Source organism: Cupriavidus sp. FW305-26 (assembly GCF_058787975.1).
The window spans coordinates 62,494-84,876 of record NZ_JBYTAH010000024.1; the positions used below are offsets into that span (position 1 = coordinate 62,494).

19 protein-coding genes are annotated in these 22,383 nt (G+C 65.3%); 10 read left to right on the forward strand and 9 right to left on the reverse strand.

Annotated features, from left to right (window positions below; all coding sequences use genetic code 11):
• Window positions 1–603: 603 nt before the first annotated feature.
• The 5 genes from AC3WQZ_RS15450 (at window position 604) to AC3WQZ_RS15470 (ending at window position 5,030) form a co-directional block, all read left to right on the forward strand.
• Window positions 604–1,323 carry a LuxR C-terminal-related transcriptional regulator gene (locus AC3WQZ_RS15450; RefSeq protein ID WP_492300833.1) on the forward strand — a complete coding sequence of 240 codons (720 nt, stop codon included), beginning with the start codon at window positions 604–606 and terminating at the stop codon, window positions 1,321–1,323.
• A gap of 640 nt (window positions 1,324–1,963) precedes the next feature.
• The gene (locus AC3WQZ_RS15455) at window positions 1,964–2,560 is read left to right on the forward strand and encodes a short chain dehydrogenase (protein ID WP_010810738.1); all 597 of its coding nucleotides are present in this window, start codon (window positions 1,964–1,966) and stop codon (window positions 2,558–2,560) included.
• A gap of 240 nt (window positions 2,561–2,800) precedes the next feature.
• Window positions 2,801–3,160 (forward strand): tetratricopeptide repeat protein, encoded by a 360-nt coding sequence (locus AC3WQZ_RS15460; RefSeq protein WP_492300835.1) that lies wholly within the window; start codon window positions 2,801–2,803, stop codon window positions 3,158–3,160.
• Between the two features lie 642 nt (window positions 3,161–3,802).
• Window positions 3,803–4,492 (forward strand): ArsR/SmtB family transcription factor, encoded by a 690-nt coding sequence (locus AC3WQZ_RS15465; protein ID WP_011617900.1) that lies wholly within the window; start codon window positions 3,803–3,805, stop codon window positions 4,490–4,492.
• A gap of 31 nt (window positions 4,493–4,523) precedes the next feature.
• Complete coding sequence (locus AC3WQZ_RS15470; RefSeq protein ID WP_010810742.1) at window positions 4,524–5,030, forward strand: DUF6630 family protein; 507 nt, start codon at window positions 4,524–4,526, stop codon at window positions 5,028–5,030.
• Window positions 5,031–5,059: 29 nt separating this feature from the next.
• Here the strand turns inward: AC3WQZ_RS15470 and AC3WQZ_RS15475 are convergent, their stop codons facing one another.
• The 3 genes from AC3WQZ_RS15475 to AC3WQZ_RS15485 all read right to left on the reverse strand — a co-directional run bounded on the left by AC3WQZ_RS15475 (window position 5,060) and on the right by AC3WQZ_RS15485 (window position 8,908).
• A complete protein-coding gene (locus AC3WQZ_RS15475) occupies window positions 5,060–5,992 on the reverse strand; it encodes a LysR family transcriptional regulator (RefSeq protein WP_492300837.1) in 933 nt (310 codons plus the stop codon).
• A 71-nt stretch (window positions 5,993–6,063) separates the two neighbouring features.
• Window positions 6,064–7,149 (reverse strand): Zn-dependent alcohol dehydrogenase, encoded by a 1,086-nt coding sequence (locus tag AC3WQZ_RS15480; protein WP_010810744.1) that lies wholly within the window; start codon window positions 7,147–7,149, stop codon window positions 6,064–6,066.
• 88 nt (window positions 7,150–7,237) lie between these two features.
• The gene (locus AC3WQZ_RS15485; protein ID WP_058697402.1) at window positions 7,238–8,908 is read right to left on the reverse strand and encodes a phospholipase D family protein; all 1,671 of its coding nucleotides are present in this window, start codon (window positions 8,906–8,908) and stop codon (window positions 7,238–7,240) included.
• Between the two features lie 409 nt (window positions 8,909–9,317).
• Between AC3WQZ_RS15485 and AC3WQZ_RS15490 the strand changes: the two genes are divergently transcribed.
• The gene (locus AC3WQZ_RS15490; RefSeq protein ID WP_058697403.1) at window positions 9,318–10,853 is read left to right on the forward strand and encodes an amino acid permease; all 1,536 of its coding nucleotides are present in this window, start codon (window positions 9,318–9,320) and stop codon (window positions 10,851–10,853) included.
• A gap of 80 nt (window positions 10,854–10,933) precedes the next feature.
• Window positions 10,934–12,610 (forward strand): amidohydrolase, encoded by a 1,677-nt coding sequence (locus AC3WQZ_RS15495; protein WP_492300840.1) that lies wholly within the window; start codon window positions 10,934–10,936, stop codon window positions 12,608–12,610.
• Between the two features lie 111 nt (window positions 12,611–12,721).
• Here AC3WQZ_RS15495 and AC3WQZ_RS15500 read toward each other — a convergent pair whose 3' ends face one another.
• Both AC3WQZ_RS15500 and AC3WQZ_RS15505 read right to left on the reverse strand, forming a co-directional pair.
• The gene (locus tag AC3WQZ_RS15500) at window positions 12,722–13,012 is read right to left on the reverse strand and encodes a type II toxin-antitoxin system YafQ family toxin (RefSeq protein ID WP_011617903.1); all 291 of its coding nucleotides are present in this window, start codon (window positions 13,010–13,012) and stop codon (window positions 12,722–12,724) included.
• Window positions 12,999–13,265, reverse strand: coding sequence for a type II toxin-antitoxin system RelB/DinJ family antitoxin (locus tag AC3WQZ_RS15505; protein WP_010810750.1), 267 nt, complete (start codon window positions 13,263–13,265; stop codon window positions 12,999–13,001). The genes AC3WQZ_RS15500 and AC3WQZ_RS15505 overlap by 14 nt, the downstream gene beginning before the upstream one ends.
• A 281-nt stretch (window positions 13,266–13,546) precedes the next feature.
• Here AC3WQZ_RS15505 and AC3WQZ_RS15510 point away from each other — a divergent pair, with 281 nt between their 5' ends.
• Window positions 13,547–15,709, forward strand: a complete 2,163-nt coding sequence (locus AC3WQZ_RS15510; RefSeq protein ID WP_492300841.1) for a TonB-dependent siderophore receptor — start codon at window positions 13,547–13,549, stop codon at window positions 15,707–15,709.
• A 56-nt stretch (window positions 15,710–15,765) separates the two neighbouring features.
• On the opposite strand, the gene AC3WQZ_RS15515 is transcribed toward AC3WQZ_RS15510, so the two are convergent.
• The 4 genes from AC3WQZ_RS15515 to AC3WQZ_RS15530 form a co-directional block, all read right to left on the reverse strand.
• Window positions 15,766–16,743, reverse strand: a complete 978-nt coding sequence (locus AC3WQZ_RS15515) for a Bug family tripartite tricarboxylate transporter substrate binding protein (RefSeq protein ID WP_439669465.1) — start codon at window positions 16,741–16,743, stop codon at window positions 15,766–15,768.
• Window positions 16,744–16,826: 83 nt separating this feature from the next.
• Window positions 16,827–17,642: an enoyl-CoA hydratase gene (locus AC3WQZ_RS15520; RefSeq protein ID WP_010810753.1), complete on the reverse strand. Its 816-nt coding sequence runs from the start codon at window positions 17,640–17,642 to the stop codon at window positions 16,827–16,829.
• Window positions 17,639–18,382 (reverse strand): FadR/GntR family transcriptional regulator, encoded by a 744-nt coding sequence (locus AC3WQZ_RS15525; RefSeq protein WP_010810754.1) that lies wholly within the window; start codon window positions 18,380–18,382, stop codon window positions 17,639–17,641. The genes AC3WQZ_RS15520 and AC3WQZ_RS15525 overlap by 4 nt, the downstream gene beginning before the upstream one ends.
• Window positions 18,383–18,447: 65 nt before the next feature.
• Window positions 18,448–19,629, reverse strand: a complete 1,182-nt coding sequence (locus AC3WQZ_RS15530; RefSeq protein WP_010810755.1) for a CaiB/BaiF CoA transferase family protein — start codon at window positions 19,627–19,629, stop codon at window positions 18,448–18,450.
• Between the two features lie 308 nt (window positions 19,630–19,937).
• On the opposite strand from AC3WQZ_RS15530, the gene AC3WQZ_RS15535 reads away from it, so the two are divergent.
• Window positions 19,938–21,461 (forward strand): NCS1 family nucleobase:cation symporter-1, encoded by a 1,524-nt coding sequence (locus AC3WQZ_RS15535; protein WP_041688251.1) that lies wholly within the window; start codon window positions 19,938–19,940, stop codon window positions 21,459–21,461.
• A gap of 58 nt (window positions 21,462–21,519) precedes the next feature.
• Window positions 21,520–22,254, forward strand: coding sequence for an aspartate/glutamate racemase family protein (locus AC3WQZ_RS15540; RefSeq protein ID WP_010810757.1), 735 nt, complete (start codon window positions 21,520–21,522; stop codon window positions 22,252–22,254).
• Window positions 22,255–22,383 lie beyond the last annotated feature (129 nt).

Sequence of the window (22,383 nt, forward strand, 5' to 3'; positions counted from 1 at the left end):
GTTACCCGTTCCTACCTGGCGCAGTGCGCAGGCAGCAGGCTGCACGCGCTCGACCCCGCTGGTGGCTCCGCGCCAGCCGGCTCGCGCATGGCGTGCTGCGGCACGACGAAGGCACCTTGTCTTTGCGCGCCGTTCCATCGTTGACCCTTGCTGTGTTTCTAGTTGCGGCGCGCAAATTCAAGCGGAATTTAAGGTGACGGTGAGGTCGGGCACAATCCCTGAGAATTGGTATTTTGATCAGCAGGGCTACCGCCCGAGGTTGCGCCGCGCGGTATCGCAAACCTGCCTGGCTGGCCCCCAGCCTCATTCGGGGGAGATGGCTTGCCCCAACGCGGCAGCAGCCTCTGCCTGATTTCAGGTATAGGAAAAACCGCCTGATTGGGCTTTACTTCTACCCAAGGCCCAGCTGCATGCCACGCAATACCGTGGCATGCGCCGCTACCAAGGGTCAAACCAGAACGAGAAAGGGGTCAGCCATGTCAATCGCATACGACAGTTGCCGTATTGCATCACTGCGGGTCCGATGGTGAAATCAGCGCCGCTGATCATCTGAACTGCACCCGACCGGGCATGCAGCTCGCATCCCTGGTCGCACCAGCCCCCATGCCTTTCTCCATGCCAACGAACGCGACGCTCTCCGATAGCCGCCGAAACGTCATGCGTGGCCAACTGCTGCTGGTCGGGCACGAGAGCCCGATGCTGACGCGCCTTTGCGGGATCCTCACCGTGCTCGACTACGCGGCCGGCGCGCTCTCGTTCGCGGGCACCATCGCGCAGGCCTGCGCGCTGGTGGATCAGGGTCCGTTCGACATGGCGCTGGTCGACACCAGCCTGCCCGATGGCGGTGGCATCGAGCTGATCCGGTGCCTGCGCGAGCGTGCTCCGGATCTGCCCATCGTCGTGATTGCATCACCGGGCACGGACACGGAAATCGTCGGCGCGCTGATCGCCGGCGCCACCGGCTACCTGCTCAAGGAGCGCGACGACATCGAGCTGACGGTGTGCCTGCGGGGCGCGCTGCGCGGTGGCACGCCGATCGATCCGTCCATTGCCAAGCGGCTACTCACGACATTGGTACCCAAGGCCGCACCCGCCGAGACCAGGCTTTCACCGACGGGAAGCGCAAAGCCGCTGCTCAGCGCACGCGAGACCGAGATCCTCGTCTTCATCAACAAGGGGTCGACCAACCGCGAGATCGCCGACGCACTGTCACTGTCGCGGCTGACCATCGAGTCGCACGTCAAGAACATCTATAAGAAGCTGGCGGTCAAGACGCGCACGCAGGCTATCTTTGAAGCGCGTGCGTACGGCGTGCTGAACTGAGGCGGGGGGCACCCCTGAGCTCTCGGCACAGAAGTGGGCGCGACGGGGAGCATTCGCCAACAATGCGAAACCAGGATTACCTGGCGACATAGGAGGGACCGGCTTTGCCGATGTTCTTCTTCAGGATCAAAGGGCAACGTGGCAAAGCAAAAGTTGCTGGCACCAATGCCGACCCCTGAAACTTGACCCTGCCCCGGTGGGGCAGAAATGTTCGGAACATTCGGCCATCGTTCAGTCACGTCGTGATTGACCCCTCGGCTACACATCCCCGCCCGCGCGGGTTTTTTTGGTTCATCGCCGATCTGCGGGGTAGGCAGAGCGCCCCAACGCGCCGCGACTTGCACCAATCACAGTCAGCTGTAACCAACTCCGGTCCTCGAACATGATCGGAGTCAATTTGATGCACACTGAGAAAGAACAGTCTGAGTAGCTCTCGCGCCACGGGGTTCCATGGCGGCGTCTTCGCGGCAATATGGCCGAGCGAGTGTGGCCATTCCTTGCCGCTCGGTACCCAAGCAGCTGTTGTCGGCGCGTAGTTGCGTGCAAGGCGTATGCTATGAACTAGGCTATTTCATCTTGAAAACGGGCTGGGTACTGTGGGCCATTCACTACCACCCATCATCTGTTATCAGGGGGACGTATGCGCATCCTGGTCATTGGAGCCTCAGGGCTTCTTGGGAAAGAAATTACGACTTTATTGTCGGAAGAGCACGACGTGGTCGGGGCCAGTCGTAGCTCGCCGGCGGTCTCAGTCGACATCTCCGACAAGCAGTCGATTCTGGCGATGTACAAACAACTGGGGATGGTTGATGCCGTGGTCTGCGTAGGAGGTACCGCGAAATTCGCCCCACTGGACAGCCTGACTGACGACGATTTTGCATTCAGCCTAGCCAATAAACTGATGGGGCAGGTCAATCTTGTACGGTATGGGGTTCCATACATCTCCCAGGGCGGGTCGGTCACGCTTACCAGTGGCACCCTCGCGCAGCATCCAATGCTCGGTGGTGCAGCAGTAAGCACCGTGAACGCCGCCATTGAGGCGTTCGGGCGGGCGGCAGCGCTCGAATTGCAAGGCAAGATTCGCGTGAATGTCATCAGCCCCGGATGGGTGTGGGAGACGCTCGAAGCGATGGGACGCGACCCCGCCAAGGGCGTTCGGGCGGCGGTGGTCGCACAGGTCTACCAGAAATGTATTCTGGAAGACATTTCCGGGCAGGTAGTGTCGGTCACCCATTGAATCGCATTGTCCACGCGCCGCTCTGCAAAGCGTGGTTGGTACGAAGTCGGCGGTCGGCCAACCGGCAACAATCGTCGTCGTGCCCGTGGCGGCCCTCTCGTCGAGTTCATGGTTGTGCCACTTGCGTTCTCGCCGAGCACGTTCCCTTCATTTGCGCGTTGGTTTTGAAGCGAAGTCACACACTGGCCCGGCTTGTAGGTCCGCTGTACACGCGTGAGGAGACAGAGGAGGGCTATGACCATGCCAAAGTTCTCGATAGCACCGCTGGAGCGACGACTCGCCGCTGGCCAGGACTCCGTTCTGCTCAGGGTCACGCTTGCAATGGCGTACCAGCAACAAGGAGAGTTGGCCGCTGCTGTCCCTCATCTGGTCAAAGCCACCGAGTTGGACCCGCACTATTCGGGTGCTTGGCGAGCCCTCGGAGTTCTCTATGTGGACCTCGGCCAAGATGCGAAGGCGCGTGTAGCCTTTCAGAAGGGAATTGAAGCCGCGAAGGCCCACGGCGACAAACAAGTCGAGAAGGAAATGATTGTGCGTCTTCGACGTTTGGACCGGCAATCGGGCGATGCTGGCGGTCAGTCAGGGGAGGCCAAGACGTAGTCGTGCATGGGAACAGTCTGCCGGCCGGCGCGGCATTGAGCGAGAGGCGCTGCCGGGCGATTTTCGTCCATCTTTTCTCTGCGCCTTTTCCAACGGTGCGTCCGAAGTGGCTACTCGGCGAGCATGGGCGAGCGCTGGAGCTGGGCGGCTAGCTTTAAACTTGGCCATGCGGATACCAGAGCGCATCGCATCGCTGACCCTGCTGGGGCCGACGCATGATATTGCGGACGCTTTTGTCCGACTTGGCAAGCGAGTGTCGGCGCTAACGGCCGAGCCGGATTCCCTCCATCGCGCACTGGCCAACCTCACGAAGCGAAAAGAGGACTTCGCGTGCTTCTGGGAACTCGTGCAGCAAATCCTCGCCGTGCCAAGATTTGCCGATGTCTACCGGAGCTGCCATGCCGAGAGGCAAACCGGTTAGTTTCGGATTGGCCCTTGCTGGGTGCGGCCTGGCGGGAGGTGGGGAGACAACGGGAATGTAGGCGCTGCTGCAGAGCGGCAGCGCGAGGCGACAAAGGACTGCCGCTTCACGCTGCTAGGGATGGCTGAACCATACATTTCGGTAGGACTTTATTCCCCGAGGTCACAACGACCGGCCCATCTCCTATACTCCGCATGCCACCTTTCATCCGGAGCCAAACCATGGATTACACCCCGGGCATCAGCCACCTCGCCGCCCTGCTCGCCGATCCCGGCCGCGCGGCCATGCTGTGGGCGCTGATGGACGGCAGCGCCCGGCCCGCCGGCGAGCTGGCGCTGATCGCCGGGCTGTCGGCCTCCTCCACCAGCGGCCACCTGGCCCGCTTGACCGAAGGCGGGCTGCTGGTGGCCGAGACGCGCGGGCGCAACCGCTACTACCGCCTGGCCGCGCCGGAGATCGGCGTGGCGATCGAGGCGCTGGCGTCGGCGTCGCTGGCCAGCCAGCCGCCGCGGCTGCGCGACGTGCCGGCATCGCGCACCGCGCCACCGGCGCTGCGCCAGGCGCGCACCTGCTATGACCACCTGGCGGGCGAGCTGGCCGTGGGCCTGTTCGAGCGGATGACGCATTCGGGCTGGCTGATGCTGGACGGACAGCGCGTAGACCTGAGCGGCGACGGCGCGCAGGCGCTGGCGGGGCTGGGTGTCGACGTGGAGGCGGCGCGGCGCAAGCGGCGCCAGTTTGCCTGCACCTGCCCGGACTGGAGCGAGCGCAAGCCGCACCTGGGCGGCGCGCTTGGCGCGGCGCTGTTGGGCAGCCTGCTGTCGCGCGGCTGGGTCGAGCCTACGCGCACCTCGCGCGCGTTGCGCGTGACACCGGCGGGCCAACGCGAGATCATTCGCATCGCGGCCTAGGAGACCGCAGCAAGCAACAGGAGAAAACAAGATGGCCACACCCCTGGACGACGACACGCAGGACGCGATTGCGCGTTTCTTCGCCCTGATCAACCTTGGCGACAGCGCGCAGACCTCGGCGCAGCTGTCGATGTTTGAAGATGCCCTGCTCGATGCCGAGGACGATGACACCGATGGCCAGGAACTGCTGTGGGTGATCCGTGAGGTCATCGACTGGCAGTCCGGGTTCTTTGTCGACTGGAAGGATGCCCAGTCCTTTATCGGCTGCCTGAACCAGTTGTGCGAACGGATCGACCTGGAGATCGACTGGGGCAGCGACGACCCCGAGGAAGAAGCCTTCCTGGAGACCACCAGCGTGCCGGAACTGATGGAGCTGGCGCACAACCAATTGCGCGTGGCCGGCTATACGCTGTGGAACTGGGATACCGGCGGCGACGCCTACGGCGGCTGGATCACGCGCAGCGAGGACGACGAGGAGATGCTGGATCTTGCCGAAGTGCTGCACTTTGACGTGCGGCCGGCCGAGCAGCCTTATTGACCGATGCCCGCAAGCGGAGGCCGCGGCAGCTAAGCGTTCTCCCTCCGCTTGCCGTACGGGCGCCGCGCCTCCGGCACCCCCAGCGTCTGCTCCAGCATGTCCAGCAGCACCCGCACGCTGGCCGGCATCAGCTTGCGCGCCGGCATCAGCACGTAGACCTTCAGCGGCGATGAGGCATAGCCCGGCAGCACCCGCACCAGTTGCCCCTGACCGACCGCATCCTGCACGAAGCGCGGCGACAGCCGCGTCACGCCCAGCCCGTCGAGCGCCGCCTTGAGCCGCAGCTCGGCGTTATGGGTGCAGATGCGCGGCTCGACATCCAGGCGTGCAATCTCCACGCCGTCGCGCAGGAACTCCCAGTGGCGGTCGTCGGCATTGCCCAGCGTGGGCCACCCCTGCAGGTCCTGCGGCGTGCGCGGCAGCCCGCGCGCCTTGATCAGTGCCGGCGCGGCATAGAAGGCGCGCTCAACCAGCACCACGCGCTTGCTGGCGAACGAGGTGTCGTGCAGCGCGGTGTCGGTCATCACGAACGCGAGGTCGTAGCCGTGGCGGATCAGGTCGGGCTGGTCCCAGCTGACATCGACCTGCACGCGCAGGCCGGGGTGGGCGCGCAGCACGCGCGTCAGGCTTTCGGACAGATGCTGGGAGCCGACTTCATAGGGGGTGGAGATGCGCAGCAGGCCGCTGACTTCGGCGCTGTCCGAGGTGGCCTCGGCACTGATTTCATGGAGTTCGGCGAACAGCGGCGCCACGCGCTCATACAGGCGCTGGCCGCGTTCGGTCACGCGCACGCGGCGCGTGGTGCGCTCGAACAGGCGGATGCCTAGCTGGCCTTCCAGCCGTGCCACCGCGGCGCTGGCGGAAGATTTGGGTACCTCTGCCAGCTCGGCCCCCTGGGTGAAGCCGCCGCCTTCCACCACGCGGCAAAAAATCTCCCAGTCCTTCCATTCGATTGTCTTCATGCGGCGCCTCGTCATTGCGGTGCGCCGCGATTGTCCCACAGCGCGAACCATGGCGCTGTGGGCGGCGGCCCTTAATCGAACAGGATCACCGAGCGCGCCAGCTCGCCGCGGCGCAGTTGGTCGAAGGCATCGTTGATGCGCTCCAGCGGCAGGCGCTGCGCGATCAGTTCGTCCAGGTGCAGGCGGCCGGCCATATAGAAGTCCACCATGCGCGGCATGTCCACCGGGAAGCGGTTGGAGCCCATCAGCGAGCCCTGGATGCGCTTCTCGCCCAGGAAATCGCTGCCCTTCAGTTCAATCTTGACGCCCGGCGCGATCATGCCGATGACCGTGGCGGTGCCGCCCCGGCGCAGCATGGCAAAGGCCTGCTCGGTGGTCTGCTTCAGGCCGATGGCCTCGAAGGCATGGTGCACGCCGCCGCCGGTGAGGGTGCGCACGGCATCCAGCACATCGGCATTGCCGGCGTCGATCACGTCGGTCGCGCCGAACCTGCGCGCCAGCTCCAGCTTGGCCGGCACGCGGTCGATGGCGATGATGCGCCCGGCACCGGCGATGGCGGCGCTGTTGACCGTGGCCAGCCCGATGCCGCCGCAGCCGATCACGGCAACGGTCTCGCCCGGCTGCACCTTCGCGGTATGGATCACCGCGCCCATGCCGGTGGTGACCGCGCAGCCGATCAGCGCGGCGCGGTCCAGCGGCATGTCGCGCCGTATTGCCACCAGCGCGTGCTCATGGATCAGCATCTGCTCGGCGAACGCCGACAGGTTCAGGAACTGGTTCATGGGCCCGCCCTGGCGGGCCATCAGGCGCGGCTCTTCGCCTTCGCGGCGGCGGGTATCGGGCTCAATACACAGCGACAGGCGGCCGGTCAGGCAGTGTTCGCAATGGCCGCAGTAGGCCGACAGGCAGGTGATCACGTGGTCACCGGGCTTGACCGTGCGCACTTCGGCGCCGACCTGCTCGACCACACCCGCGGCCTCGTGGCCCAGGATTGCCGGCATCGGGTACGGGTAGGCACCGTCCAGGAAATGCAGGTCCGAGTGGCACACGCCCACGGCGGCGGTGCGCACCAGCACCTCGCGCGGGCCGGGCTTGCCGATGGCAACGTCTTCGATAATCAGCGGGGTCTTGGGTTGATACAGGACAGCGGCCTTCATGAAGCTCCTTTGCGGCAGGCAACGAAGCGGAAAACCATACGCCCAAACCCGGGTTCAGGAAAGGCGCGGTGCAGCACCGCAGCCAGGCTTATAGCTCTTCCTTGATCGGGAGCACGCGCAGCACGCCGATGCCCAGATGCTGCAGCGGACCCATGCCGGGTTCGCTGTCATAGACCATGAGCTGCCCCTTCTCGCGCGTGGTCCAGGTCAGACGCCGGTTGCCGCCGTCGCCATCGGTCTGCATGCCGACGCGATAGGCCATGTCGAGCAGCCCGTGCTCGGTGGACTTGATCATGCGCTCGGCCAGCGCCGGGCTGTCCAGCACGACGCCCATCTCGGTATTGAGCTTGGCCGAGCGCGGGTCCATGTTGAGCGAGCCGATGAATACCAGGTGCCGGTCGACGATGTAGTTCTTGGCATGCAGGCTGGCGCGGCTGGACGACAGCCATGAGCGCGAGCGCGAACCGCGCGCGGCCTTGCCGCTGCTTGCCAGTTCGGCGTAGGCGCTGGGCTTGAGCTCGTACAGCTCGACGCCCGCGGCCACCAGCGCCAGCCGGTGCGGGGCGTAGCCGGCATGCACCGGGCTGACATCGGTGGCGGCAAACGAGTTGGTCAGGATGCGCACGCGGATGCCGCGCTTTGCCAGGGCGATCAGCCAGGCCTCGCCATCGTCGTCCGGCACGAAGTACGGCGAGATCAGCAGCACTTCCTTCTGCGCGCCGTTGATCATTTTCTCGAGCCGGGCGGTGGCGTGCCCGGGGTCGTCGTCGGTCTGGTGCGTAATCTTGGCGGCCTTGTCGGAGACCACGACAGCCTTGCCGCTGTAGGCAGGCATGCGGCCGCTCTCGATGCCCTTGGCCAGGCCGGACTCCAGCAATTCCTTCACGTAGGGGCTGGCGACGGCCTGGTCGCCGCGTGCTTCCAGGCCCTTGCGCAGGCTGCGCATCTCAACCGGCGCTTCCTTGCCTGCGGGGATCAGCGCCACCACCGGGTATGAGGACTGGTCGTTCCAGTATTCGTCGAACACCGCCGATACCTGCGGCACCGCCGGTCCGGCAATCAGCACATCGAGGTCGCTGAAGTCCATGTCGGCGCGCGCGGAGAAGTAGGCATCGCCGACATTGCGCCCGCCCAGCAGGGTCATCTGGTTGTCCACCGTCATCGACTTGTTGTGCATGCGCCGGTCCAGCCGCTTGAAGCCGGCCAGCATTTCCAGCCAGCGCACGCTGCGGTTGGCAAACGGATTGAACAGTCGCACCTCGATATTGGGATGCGAATCGATGGCCGACAGGATCTTGTCCATGCCACCGGTATGCAGGTCGTCGAGCAGCATGCGCACGCGCACGCCGCGGTCGGCCGCGTCGATGATGTCGCCCAGCACGGCGGCGCCGGTGCCGGTGGTCTCGAAGATATAGGTCTGCAGGTCCAGGCTGCGTTGCGCCGCACGCGCCATCGCCAGCCGCGCAGCGAGCGCGTCGGGCCCGGACTGCAGCGGATAGAACAGCGACTCGCCTGGCTGCTGCGCCAGGCGCGGCGCCAGCACCTTGCCCAGCGGGGTGTCGGCGGTACTGACCGGGGCGCTCGAGGGGGTGCGCTGCGCCGAGGCTGGCAGGCTGGCGCACCCTGCCAGCAACCCGGCCGCCAGCGCCGACCCGAGCATCGCCGCCGTCAGCCGGCGCAGGCCCCGGCTGGCGCCCGCGTGCCTCGCGGCACGGCTTGGCCGGGTATCGAACGGAACATGACAGAGCGTCTGGAACATCCGTGAGGTCTCCCTGCGGCGGCATGGGATGGGGTGGCCCCGCGCGCCGGCCGGCATGCAGCGCCTGCTACCTCGCACGATATACCGCGCGCCGCTGCCGTGGCAGCGGTGCCATTCCTGTTCCGCGTCGGGTGTTTGTCCTACATCGCATGCACAGGCAATGCGGTCACGCGGCCAATGCGGCACACCGGGCGGCGCGCGGCTCGCGCAGCGGCTTTCCCTGCACAACGATTTCTCTTATGATGCCGCCCAATATACCGGCCGGTAGAACCGGGAGGAGGCACTGGCGGCGGGCCGCCGCGACCCGTGCGGCTGGCGCTTCGGCGCAGCTTGCCGCCTCTCGGCGATGCCGGCATAGTTGCGCGCCTTCGCGACCTTTTGTCCTGGCGCGCGCCCAGACCGGATCCTGATGTCAAGCCAACCTTCCCAGCCCACCTCTTCCGGCGCCCCCGCGCCGACGCTGCGCCGCACCCTGCGGGCACGCCATCTCACCATGATCGCCATCGGCGGCTCGATCGGCACGGGGCTGTTCGTGGCCTCGGGTGCCACCATCGCACAGGCCGGCCCCGGCGGCGCGCTGGCCGCCTATATCCTGATCGGGGCGATGGTCTATTTCCTGATGACCAGCCTGGGCGAGCTGGCGGCCTATATGCCGGTGTCGGGCTCGTTCGCCACCTATGGCGCGCGCTATGTCGATGAAGGCTTCGGCTTCGCGCTCGGCTGGAACTACTGGTACAACTGGGCGGTGACCATCGCGGTGGAACTGGCCGCGGCCCAGCTGGTGATGCAGTACTGGTTCCCCGACACGCCGGGCGTGCTGTGGAGCGCGCTGTTCCTGGGCCTGATGTTCCTGCTCAACGCGATCTCGGTGCGCGGCTTCGGCGAGGCCGAGTACTGGTGCGCGCTGGTCAAGGTGGTGACGGTGATCGCCTTTATCGGCATCGGCACGCTGATGATCTTCGGCATCCTGCGCGGCGACGTGTCGGCCTCCCACGGACTGGCCAACCTGACCACCGGCGACGCGCCCTTCGTCGGCGGCCTGCCGGCGCTGATCGGCGTGGCCATGATCGCCGGCTTCTCGTTCCAGGGCACCGAGCTGATCGGCGTCGCCGCCGGCGAATCGGCCGATCCGGCCAGGAACATCCCGCGCGCGGTGCGCCAGGTGTTCTGGCGCATCCTGCTGTTCTATGTGCTGGCGATCCTGATCATCGGCATCCTGATCCCCTACACCGACCCGAACCTGCTCAAGAACGACGTGCAGACCGTGGGCGTCAGCCCGTTCACGCTGGTGTTCCGCCATGCGGGCCTGGCCTTTGCGGCAGGCGTGATGAACGCGGTGATCCTGACCGCGGTGCTGTCGGCCGGCAATTCTGGCATGTATGCCTCCACCCGCATGCTGTACAACCTGGCCACCGAAGGCCGCGCGCCGCGCATCTTTGCGCAGCTCACGCGCAACGGCGTGCCGCTGATGGCGCTGCTGGCCACTACCGCGGTGGGCGCGCTGTGCTTTCTCACCTCGTTGTTCGAAAGCAGGTCGGTCTACCTGTGGCTGCTGAACCTGTCCGGCATGACCGGATTTATCGCGTGGCTGGGCATTGCGGTCAGCCATTACCGCTTCCGCAAGGGCTTTGTCGCGCAAGGGCTGGACCTGGACCGGCTGCCTTACCGCTCGCCGTTCTTCCCCTACGGGCCGATCTTCGCCTTTGCGCTGTGCCTGATCGTGACGCTTGGGCAGAACTACCAGGCTTTCACCAGCGGCAAGATCGACTGGGTCAGCGTGGCCGCCACCTATATCGGCATCCCGATCTTCCTCCTGATCTGGCTGGGCTATCGCATTGCGCGCAAGACGCGCTTCGTGTCCTATGCCGAGATGCAATTCCCCGCCCTGCCGGCCAGACGCGATGCCGCCCCGGCGCGCGCCGCCGTGCCGGCAATCGGTGAATAAGCGCCATTCCCGCGCGCTTCACAACCAGCAGTACACAAGAGCAAGAAAGCACAAGCACAACAACAACAAGGAGCATCGCTTTGAAGAGAGCAATCCGCATGAGCATGCTGGCGCTTGGCGCCGGCATGGCACTGAGCCTGTCCGCGCACGCCGCGCCGACGCTGGTGGAATCGGTGCAGGGCTACACCCTGAAGCAGGACAAGATCACCAGCTTCACCGGCCTGGTGTTCGACCAGGGCAAGGTGCTGGCCACCGGCGACGCCGCCGCACTGCGCGCGCAGTACCCCGATGCCAAACGCATCGACGGCCAGGGCAAGACCCTGCTGCCGGGCCTGATCGACGCCCACGGCCACGTGTTCCGCCTGGGCTTCAAGACCACCGAGATCTCGCTGTCCGGCACCAGGACGCTGGCCGAGGCGCAAGGCATGATCCGCGCCTATGGCGACAAGAACCCGCAGCGCAAGTGGCTGCTGGGCTATGGCTGGAATCAGGTGAACTGGAAGCTGGGCCGCTTCCCGACCGCGGCCGAGCTGGACGCGGCGGTGTCGGACCGCCCGGTGCGGCTGGTGCGCGTGGACGGCCACGCCGCGTGGCTCAACACCAAGGCGCTGCAGGCCGCCGGCATCACGCGCGACACCAAGGACCCGGCCGGCGGACGCATCGAGCGCGATGCCAACGGCAACCCCACCGGCGTGCTGGTCGACAAGGCCATGGCGCTGGTCAACAGCGTGATCCCGCCGTACAGCGACGATGACCGCCGCGCCGCGCTGGCCGCCTCGCTGGCGCACATGAACGCGCTCGGCCTGACCGCAGCGGGCGACGCCGGCGTGACCGTTGCCGAGGACAAGATTTACCGCGAGTTCGCCGACCAGGGCAAGCTGACCACGCGCATCTACGGCATGATCCGCGACACCGGCGACGACTTCAAGGCGCTGTCGGCCAAGGGGCCGCTGGTGGGCTATGGCAACGACCGCTACTACCTGCGCGCGGTCAAGCTGTATGGCGACGGCGCACTGGGCAGCCGCGGCGCCGCGCTGATGGCACCGTACTCGGACGACCACGTGCACAGCGGCCTGCTCTTCATGAGCGATGCCGCCATGCAGACCGCGATCAAGACCGCGATCAAGGCCGGCTACCAGGTCAACATCCACGCCATCGGCGATGCCACCAACCACCAGGTGCTGGATGCCATGGAAACGGCCTACAAGGACGTGGGCGGGCGCCAGTTGCGTAACCGCGTCGAGCACGCGCAGGTGATCGCGCTGTCGGACATCCCGCGCTTCAAGACGCTGGACCTGATCGCCTCGATGCAGCCCACGCACGCCACCAGCGACATGAACATGGCCGAAGACCGTGTCGGCAAGGATCGCATCAAGGGCGCCTATGCCTGGCAGACGCTGCTCAAGCAAGGCACCGTGATCGCGGGCGGCTCGGACTTCCCGGTGGAATCGGCCAACCCGTTCTACGGCCTGCACGCCGCGGTCACCCGCACTGACCATGAAGGCCGCCCGATCCTCGGCTGGCATCCGGAAGAGGCCATGACCCTGCCGCAGGCATTCCGCGCCTTCACCCTGGACGCGGCCTATGCCGAGCACCAGGAGAAGACGCTGGGCTCGCTCGAGGCCGGCAAGTGGGCCGACTTCATCCTGGTCGACCAGGACCTGTTCAAGGCCAAGCCGGCAGACATCTGGAAGACCCAGGTGCTGGAGACCTGGGTGGCGGGTGAGCGGGTGTACGCGAAGGACGGCAAGCGTTAAGTCGCCATCCACGGCATGCCGCCATTCGCGGCGGCTTGCTGTCCTTGAAAAAAAGCGCGCGGCACTGATCGTGCCGCCCGCTTTTCATTTGCTGGCGGTCTGGACTGCGCGTTACATGGCCAGCTCGCTATGCGACCCAAGCCGGACAAGTTGCAGTGTCCAAGGGTCTGGCTTCCGATAGATCAGCAAAAGGTCTGGCCGAACATGGCAATCCCGGAAGTCCTTCCACTGGCCGCCAAGCGCATGGTCGCGAAATTTGTCCGGCAGCGACATGTCACTCGCCAAGGCAGTCAGGATTGCAAACCAGTCACCAGCCGGGCTTTGCAGCAGCGCCTTGAACGGCCCTTTGAGTTCGCGCTTGTAATCGCGCTTGAATTGGGTCGTCCGTTCAATCGTCCTCATCATTGAGATCCGCCATCAGGTCGCTCACCGACCCGAACTTGCGGAGGCCACCGGCCCGCGCCTCTTTTAGCGACGCAATGGTTGCTGGATTGGGAGTCATCAGTTCCACAGGCAATGCCTTTTCACGTGCCACGCGCGTCAAAAGCATGCGCACGGCGTCTGAAACCGTCAGTCCCATCGCTTCCAGAACGATCGCGGCCTCTTCCTTGATTTCAACGTCGATACGGGCTCGGACAAAGGTCGAAGCGGACATGACAGGCTCCTGCGAACAATAGCGAAGTGGAGAACGGATAAGTGGACATCTCGACCAGTTTGAGATTTGTCCACGCCAATTGTATTCACATTGTAGCTCATATGAGCTACGTCGCCCAGTTTGATGCCGCCCCGTTGTTTTCAACCACAAGGCTCATGTGGCGTCTTGACGCCCCATCCCAACGCTAGCATCATTCGGTCTTTTCATAAATGCGAATTATTCGCATTTATACCTACATTTACATACAGGCTTGCCTGTCTCCTGCCCCTGCGGGTCCCCTCATGAATCGTCGAGTCATTCGCGCCGCGCGCCAGCGCGCACCCATGCCCCGCCATCTCGCCGTGCTGGCACAACTGGCTGTCGTGGTCGGCTTTCCGGCAACCGCCGCGCTGGCACAGCAAGCCGCGGCGCCGGCGGATGCGCAGTCGCTGCCCGCGGTGACCGTCAGCGCCTCGGCGGTCGACGATTCCGGCCTGCAGCTTGAGAAAAAGGCCAGCACCGGCGCGCTGGGCTCGCGCACGCAGCTCGACACCCCGTACTCCACCACCATCGTCACCGGCGAAGACCTTGCTGAGCGCCAGGTGGCCAAGCTGGGCGATGTGTTTGCGATGGATGCGTCGGTCAGCGACAACGGCAACGGCTACAACAGCTGGTCCAGCTACCTGAGCGTGCGCGGCCTGCAGATCGACTGGCAGAACGGCTTCAAGATCAACGGGCTGCCGTTCGTGGCCTACGGCATCACGCTGCCCTACGAGCACATGGAGCAAGTGGAACTGCTCAAGGGGCTGCCGGGCTTCATGTACGGCTTCGCCACCCCGGGCGGCATCGTCAACTACGTCACCAAGAAGCCGACCGACACCTTCTCCGCCTCGTTCGAACTGGGCTACCGCGCCGCCAATGTCTGGAGCGAGCACGTCGACCTGGGCGGGCGCGCCGGCCCGAACAATATGTTCGGCTACCGCCTGAACGTGACGCACGAGGAAGGCACGCCCTACAACGCGCGCAATATCAAGCGCGACAGCGCCTCGCTGGGCCTGGATGCGCGCCTGACCAGGGACCTGACCTGGACCTTCGACTCGATCTACCAGGACCGTCGCGCCACTGGCCAGATGCCGTCGTTCAGTCTGTGGAGCTACGGCGACACGGCCCTGCCGGCCGCGGTGTCCGGCCGCATCCGCAACTTCGCCGGTGCCGACCAGCACCTGAACACCAACCTGCAGCTGTACAGCACCGGCCTGCGCTACCAGATCAATCCGGACTGGGCGGTGAGCACAAACTACAGCTTCACCAAGGTCAACCGCAGCCGCAACGAAAGCACCTACAACCTGCTGAACCAGGCCGGCGACTACAGCGACCAGCGCTACGACACCGCGCAGAACCAGCAGGTGGGCCAATGGCAGGCGATGCTGGAAGGCAAGTTCCGCACCGGGCCGTTCGGGCACCAGCTGGTGGCGGGCCTGTCGTGGCAGAAGCAGATCGACCGCTATGACAACAACGGCTTCGGCGCCGTCATCGGCGCCGGCAATATCTTCGAGCCCAACACCAACACGTACTTCAGCTCGACCGCCTTCAACAAGGTGCGCAACAGCGACATCACGCAGAAGTCGGTGTTCGCCAGCGACACCGTCCAGCTGAGCGAGCGCTGGTCGGTGCTGGCCGGCCTGCGCGTGACCAACTTCGAGCAGAACGGCTACGTGCCGGTGAGCTCCAGCTACAGCAAGAACGGCGTGGTCACGCCCACGCTGGCGCTGATGTTCAAGCCCGTGCCCACGGCCACGGTCTACGCCAGCTACGTGGAAGCGCTGGAGCCCGGCTCGATCGTGCCGGATGGCTACACCAACGCTCGCCAGCTGCTCAGCCCGATCCGCAGCAAGCAGTATGAAGTCGGCGTCAAGGCCGACCAGGCCGCCTGGAGCGCCACTGCCGCCGCCTTCCGCATCGAGCGCGGCGCCGAGTACGACAGCATCAACGGCGGCGTGCCGACGCGCCAGCAGGACGGCACCTCGATCTACCAGGGGCTGGAACTGGCCGGCGTGTACCGGCTGGGCCCGCAGTGGGAATTCGGCGCGAGCGCGATGTACCTGGACTCGTACTACGACAAGGGCCTGGCCAACAACGGCAAGCGCGTCGCCGGTGCGCCTGACCTGGTGCTGGCCGGACGCATCAGCTACCGCGTGCCGTTCGTGCCCGGCCTGCGCCTTGGCGTCGATGGCAAGTACACCGGCAATACCAAGCTGAACGCGGGCAATACGCTGGAGGCCGGCGGCTACACGGTGTTCAATCTCGGCGCGAGCTACAACACCCGCGTCGCCGGCAAGGACCTGACGCTGCGCGCCGCGCTGAATAACGTGACCAACAAGCGCTACTGGGGCTTCCAGTACGAGAGCTACATCCAGCCCGCGGATCCGCGCAGCGTGAGCCTGACGGCGAAGATTGCGTATTGAGATTGGCCGGACTGCAAGGCCGCCCGCAGAAGCCCCGCTTCTGCGGACGCCTGCCTTCAGTCGACCTTGACGTCCAGGTCTTTCACGACGCCAGCCCATTTGGCCAGCTCGGCGTTGACGAAGCGGCTGAGCTCGGCCGGGGTGCTGCTTGCCGGCGTCGCCCCCTCCCCGTTGAAGCGCTGAATAAGCTTCGGCGATGCCAGTGACCTGGCGACGGCCCGGTTCAGCGCATCGATCACCGGCTGGGGCGTATTTTTCGGTGCCAGCAATGCATTCCAGGTATTGATCTCGAAGCTGCCGAAGCCCGGCACTTCACGCATGGAGGGAACATCCGGCAGCTGCGGCGACCGCTCCCTGGTGGTCACGGCGATGGCGCGCAGCCTGCCGGCCTTCACCTGCGGCAGGGCGCCAGGCAGCGTGGCGAAGCTCAGTTGCGTCTCGCCGGCGATCACCGAAGTATTGGCAAGCGCTCCGCCCCGATACGGCACATGCACCAGCTTGGCATTGGCGCTCTGGGCAAACATCGCACCGGCCAGGTGGACCGGCGAACCGTTGCCGCTGGATGCGTAGTTCAGCTCTCCCGACTTCTTCCGGGCCAGCGTCACCAGGTCAGGCACGTTCCTGGCGGGCAGGTTCGGGGTCGTGATCAGCACGAGCGGGATCGAGGCGACCATGCTGACGGGCGCAAAGCCGCTGACCGGCTCGTAGCCCAGCGTTTTCTTGTACAAGGCTGGGTTGATGCCGTGGCTCGACACGGTTGCCATGAACAGCGTATAGCCATCCGGCGCCGACTGCTGCACATAGGCGGCGGCCGAGTTGCCGGCCGCGCCGGGCTTGTTCTCGATGATCACCGACTGCTTCAGCTCGCTGGCCAGTTGTTCGGCCAGCGCCCGCGCCAGGATGTCGGTGGTGCCCCCGGCCGCATAGCCCACCACGATACGGATGGGCTGTTGCGGATATTGGGCCGCCGCGTGCCCTGCCAGGCCCAGGCCGGCCACGGCCATCGCGAGGACAAGCCTCTGCTTCGTGTTCATGCCATATCTCCTCTCTTTTGTATGTGTCCCCACGTCATGCGTGGCGGTATTGCCGATATTCCCGGATCGCCGGGATGTAACGCTTATTGGCCCTTGAAGACGGGGCTGCGCTTTTCGGCGAAGGCGCGCTTGCCCTCGCGGTAATCGTCGCTGGCGAAGCACTGCATGACGAGCTGCTGCATGCCCGCGATATCGACCTGCGGGCCCAGCTGCTGCAATTGACGAATCATGCGTTTGCCGGCGCGCAGCGTGAGGGGCGCATTGGCGGCAATCTGGTCCAGGCGTGTCTGCAGCGTCGTGTCGAGGTCGGCCGCATCGGTTACGTGGTGGACCAGGCCAAGGGCCTTGGCGTCCGCCGCCGCATAGCGGTTGGCGGTCAGGAAGATTTCGAGCGCATTGGCGGCGCCGACCGTGCTGACCAGATTCCGGATTGCGGTGAGCCGGTAGCCCAGGCCGAGCTTGCCGGCCGGAATGGCAAAGGTGCTGTCGGACGACGCGATCCGGATGTCACAGCACAGCGCGATATTCAGGCCGCCGCCGATGCAATAGCCCTTGATCCTGGCGAGGGTCGGCTTGGCGTGGTCGTAGAGAGCCAGCTGGGCGGCCTCTGCCACTTGCTCATAGGCCGCGACGGCCTCTTCGCCGGAGCGCAGGTTGTCGAACTGCGCGATGTTCGCCCCGCTCACGAAGGCGCGCTCTCCGGCGCCAGTCAGCACTACCGAGCGCACTTCGTCGTCCTGCTCGAACGCTGCGAGCGCCTGGGGCAGTGCCGCCCACATGTCGAACGAGACGGCGTTGTGGCGGCCAGGGTCGTTGAAGGTAATCCAGCCGGTGCGGCCGCGTTTTTCCACCAGCAGGGTATCGGTAATCTCGCCTTGCAGTATGCGTGTCGTGGTCATGTTGTCTTTCCAGGCGCTCGGGCCTTATGTCTTTCAATACCGTTGGTCAGGTGGTAGCGCATGGCGGCGCGCGCCTGGTCGGCGTTCCCCGCGGCAATGGCGTCGAAGATCGCGTGGTGCTCCTGCTCGACTTCCGCGATGCGCGTGGTCCCGGTCGAGGTGGAACGCAGCGTGCGCACGGAGTCGTGGAGCACATGGCTCAGATGGGCCATCAAGCGGATGAAGTACGGGTTGTTGGTCGCGTTGCCCACAGCGAGGTGAAAATCGAGCGCGGTGTCCGCGCCCTTTTCCCAGTCTGCGCCCGCTTCATCGACCTTCGCCAGCGCCAGTCGCAGCGCCTCCAGCTGCGCGGGCGTGCGGAACCGCGCCGCCAGCGCGGCGGCGCCCGATTCGATCTCGACGCGCAGCTGGAAGACATGCTCGAGCGCATCCTCATGCAGCAGCTCGTCGGTGACGATCTCGAAGTTGCGCTGCCCGATGCCCTGCGCCACGAACGTGCCGGTGCCGCGCCGGGTTTCAACGTAGCCGGCCAGCTTCAGGCGCGCGATGGCCTCGCGCACGACATTGCGGCTCACGTCGAACGCGGTGGCCAGCTCGTTCTCCGTGGGCAGCTGCTGCCCGTGGGCCAGGGTGCCGTCCAGGATGCGCTGGCGGATCTGGTGCGCGATCTCGTCGGGCAGGTTGTCCGGCCGGCGCAGGCTCGTGAATCCGCGAATCTCCATGCCAAGTTGGGCCTTCATCAGAATCTCCGTCATGTCCGTGGCCCCGGAAGCGGGGCAATCATGGCGGATATGGTAGCGCCCAATCAGATGACCCCCTGCGCTGCAAGCGCTTCGATCCGCGCGGAATCCAGGCCGAGCAGCGAGCGGTACACGTCGTGGTTGTGCTCACCGCTCTCCGGTGCCGGCGCCAGTTCGCCCAGCGAGGTCCGGCTCAGGATCACCGGCTGGCCGACGACGGAGATCGTGCCCAGCCTGGGGTGCTCGATGGGCTGGCTCATGCGCAGATGTTCGACCTGCGGATCGGCGAAGGCCTCGTTCATGCTGAGGATGGGGCCGCACGGCACCCCTTCGCGATTCATGCGGGCGATCCATTCCTCGGTGGTGCGGGTGCGCGTGCGCCCGGCGATCGCGGCGTTCAGCGCCGGCCGATTGCGGGCACGCAACGGCACCGTCAGGAAGCGCTCGTCCGCGATGAGTTCAGGCACCTCAAGCACCTTGCACAGCCGCGCGAAGATGTCGTTGCCCATGGCGGCAATATTCATGTAGCCATCCTGCGTCGGGAACACGCCGGTCGGGCTGCTGGTGGGATGATCGTTGCCGCTCTGGCCCGGCACCTCGCCATTCATCAGCCAGCGCATGGCCTGGAAGTCCATCATCCACAGCTGCGATTGCAGCAGGGAGGTCTGCACCCACTGGCCCTGGCCGGACACTTCGCGTTCCAGCAGCGCCACCATCAGGCCGATCGCGCAGAACAGACCGGCGGTCAGGTCCGCAACGGGAATCCCCGCGCGCATCGGTCCGCGCCCGGGTTCGCCCGTGACCGACATCATGCCGGAGATCCCTTGCGCGATCTGGTCCAGACCCGGGCGCTCGTGGTACGGACCATCCTGCCCGAACCCCGATACGCTGCCATAGACGATGCGCGGATTGACCTTGCGCAGCGACTCATAGTCGATGCCCAGCTTGAACTTCACGTTGGGCCGGTAGTTCTCCACCACCACATCGGCCTTGCGCACCAGCTCCAGGAACAGCGCGCGCCCCTCCGGATGCTTGAGGTTGAGCGTAATGCTCTGCTTGTTGCGATGGGTGTTCTGGTAGTCGGCAAACTGCGCCGAACCGCCCGGCTTGTCATCGGGCGCCTGGCCCGGCTCTTCGATCTTGATGACGGTCGCCCCCCAGTCGGCGAACTGGCGCACGGCGGCCGGACCGGAGCGCACGCGCGTGAGGTCGAGTACGGTGAATCGGGAAAGCGGACCATGCCCCACAGTTGTCTCCAATTTTGTCTCTTTGCTAGGCCATCTACAGATGGGATGTTGGACATCCTATATTCAGGATTCGCACGAATCAAGCCGGGGGTAAACCCCTGAGGACATTCCGGATTGGGCGAGAAGACTTCAGGGAAAGCGAATGTTGACAATCACGAATCCGTGATCTACAACATCGTCTACACACTAAATCAATTTTGTAGACAATTTTGTAGTCAATAAAAAGCAGCTTTCCACCGGCGCACACCAAAGAGCCCAACGGCCGCATGTCGCCTATCGTCAAGACACACATCTGCCAGGAGACTCAGATGATGCAAACCACCGCAACCCCCGCCGACGCCCCGCAGGTGCAGGCCGGGCATGCCGCACACGGCAACGCCCTGATCAAGCCGGGGTATGACGAACGCCTGACCAATGAGGACCTGGCGCCGCTGCGCAAGCAGACCTGGGGCACCTACAACATCTTTGCCTTCTGGATGTCGGACGTGCACAGCGTGGGCGGCTATATCACCGCCGGCAGTCTGTTCGCGCTGGGGCTGACCAGCTGGCAGGTGCTGGTGTCGCTGCTGGTCGGCATCCTGATCGTGCAGTACTTCTGCAACCTGGTGGCCAAGCCCAGCCAGGTGACCGGCACGCCTTATCCGGTGATCTGCCGGGCCTCGTTCGGCGTGCTCGGCGCCAATATCCCGGCGGTGATCCGCGGGCTCATCGCAGTGGCGTGGTACGGCATCCAGACCTACCTGGCTTCCAGCGCCTTCCTGGTGCTGGCGCTGCACTTCTTCCCCGCGCTGGCGCCCTATGCCGACGTGAAGCTGCACGGCTTTGCCGGACTCTCCACGCTGGGCTGGGCCGCATTCATGGTGCTGTGGGTGTTGCAGGCGCTGGTGTTCTGGACCGGCATGGAGACCATCCGCAAGTTCATCGACTGGGCCGGCCCGGCGGTGTACGTGGTTATGATCGCGCTGGCGATCTGGCTGGTGAACAAGGCCGGCTGGGAGAACGTCAATTTCACGCTGAGCTTCGTCAAGTACACCGGCTGGGAAGCGGTGCCGGTGATGCTGAGCGCGATCGCGCTGGTGGTGTCGTATTTCTCCGGCCCGATGCTGAACTTCGGCGACTTCTCGCGCTATGCCAAGGACTTCAAGTCGGTCAAGCGCGGCAACTTCTGGGGCCTGCCGGTCAACTTCCTGGGCTTCTCGCTGCTGACCGTGATCACGACCTCGGCCACGCTGCCGGTGTTCGGCAAGCTGATCACCGACCCGGTGGAGACCGTCAGCCATATCGACAGCACCTTCGCCATGCTGCTGGGCGCTTTCACCTTCATGACCGCCACCATCGGCATCAATATCGTCGCCAACTTCGTTTCGCCGGCATTCGACTTCTCCAACGTCTCGCCCAAGCACATCAGCTGGCGCACCGGCGGCATGATCGCGGCCGTGGCTTCGATCTTCATCACGCCGTGGAACCTGTACAACAACCCGGCGGTGATCCACTACACGCTGGACGTGCTGGGCGCCTTCATCGGCCCGCTGTTCGGCATCCTGATTGCGGACTACTACCTGGTGCGGCGCCAGCATGTCGACGTCGACGACCTGTACACGCTGAACCCGCGCGGCCGCTACTGGTACCGCAACGGCTTCAATCCGGCGGCGGTGGCCACCATGATCCCGGCGGCCATCATCCCGATCCTGTGCGTGGTGGTGCCGGCCTGGCAGTCCGCGGCCAACTACAGCTGGTTTATCGGCATGGGCATTGCGCTGGTGCTGTACCGGCAACTGGCGCCGCGCATGATGCCCGGCCACTTCGGCAGCCGTGCCGCCAGCCAGGCCTGAGCCCCGGAACCATTCTTTCGACTGCACGATTTCGACCGCACTTAGCAGAGCCGCGTCTATGAAGCTGAAGATCATCAACCCCAATACCACCCAGAGCATGACCGACAAGATCGGGCAGTGCGCCGTCGCCGTGGCGGCACCGGGAACGCGCATCAGCGCGGTCAGCCCGCGCATGGGACCGGCTTCCATCGAAAGCCACTATGACGAAGCCCTGTCCGTGCCCGGCATCCTCGACGAGATCCTGGCCGGCGAGCAGGAGGGCGTGGACGGCTACGTGATCGCCTGCTTCGGCGACCCCGGCCTGTACGCCGCGCGCGAGGTGGCACGCGGGCCGGTGATCGGCATCGCCGAGGCCGCCATGCATATGGCCAGCGTGGTCGGCAGCAGCTTCAGCGTGGTGACCACGCTGGCGCGCACCTGCAATATCGCCTGGCACCTGGCCGAGCGCTACGGCATGAAGCGCTTCTGCAACAACGTGCGCGCCTGCGACCTGCCCGTGCTGGAACTGGAGCGCCCGGGCTCGGACGCGCGCCGCATCATCACCGAGGCCTGCCGCCAGGCGCTGGTTGAAGACCGCAGCGAATGCATCGTGCTGGGGTGCGCCGGCATGACCGACCTGTGCGACGAGATCGCCGACGCCATCGGCGCACCGGTGATCGACGGCGTGGTGTGCGCGGTCAAGATGGCCGAGGCGCTGGTCTCGGTGCGCCTGGGCACCAGCAAGCGCGGCGACTGGGCGCGGCCGCTGCCCAAGGCGTATGCGGGCATGCTGGCCCCTTATGCGTTGAACTGAACCGTATGACTTCCCGATCCAATTCCGACTCCACCACCATGCTCCAGTCCCGCTATCCACGCGATCTCATCGGTTACGGCGCCCGGCCGCCGCACGCCCGCTGGCCGGGCGGTGCGCGCGTTGCGCTGC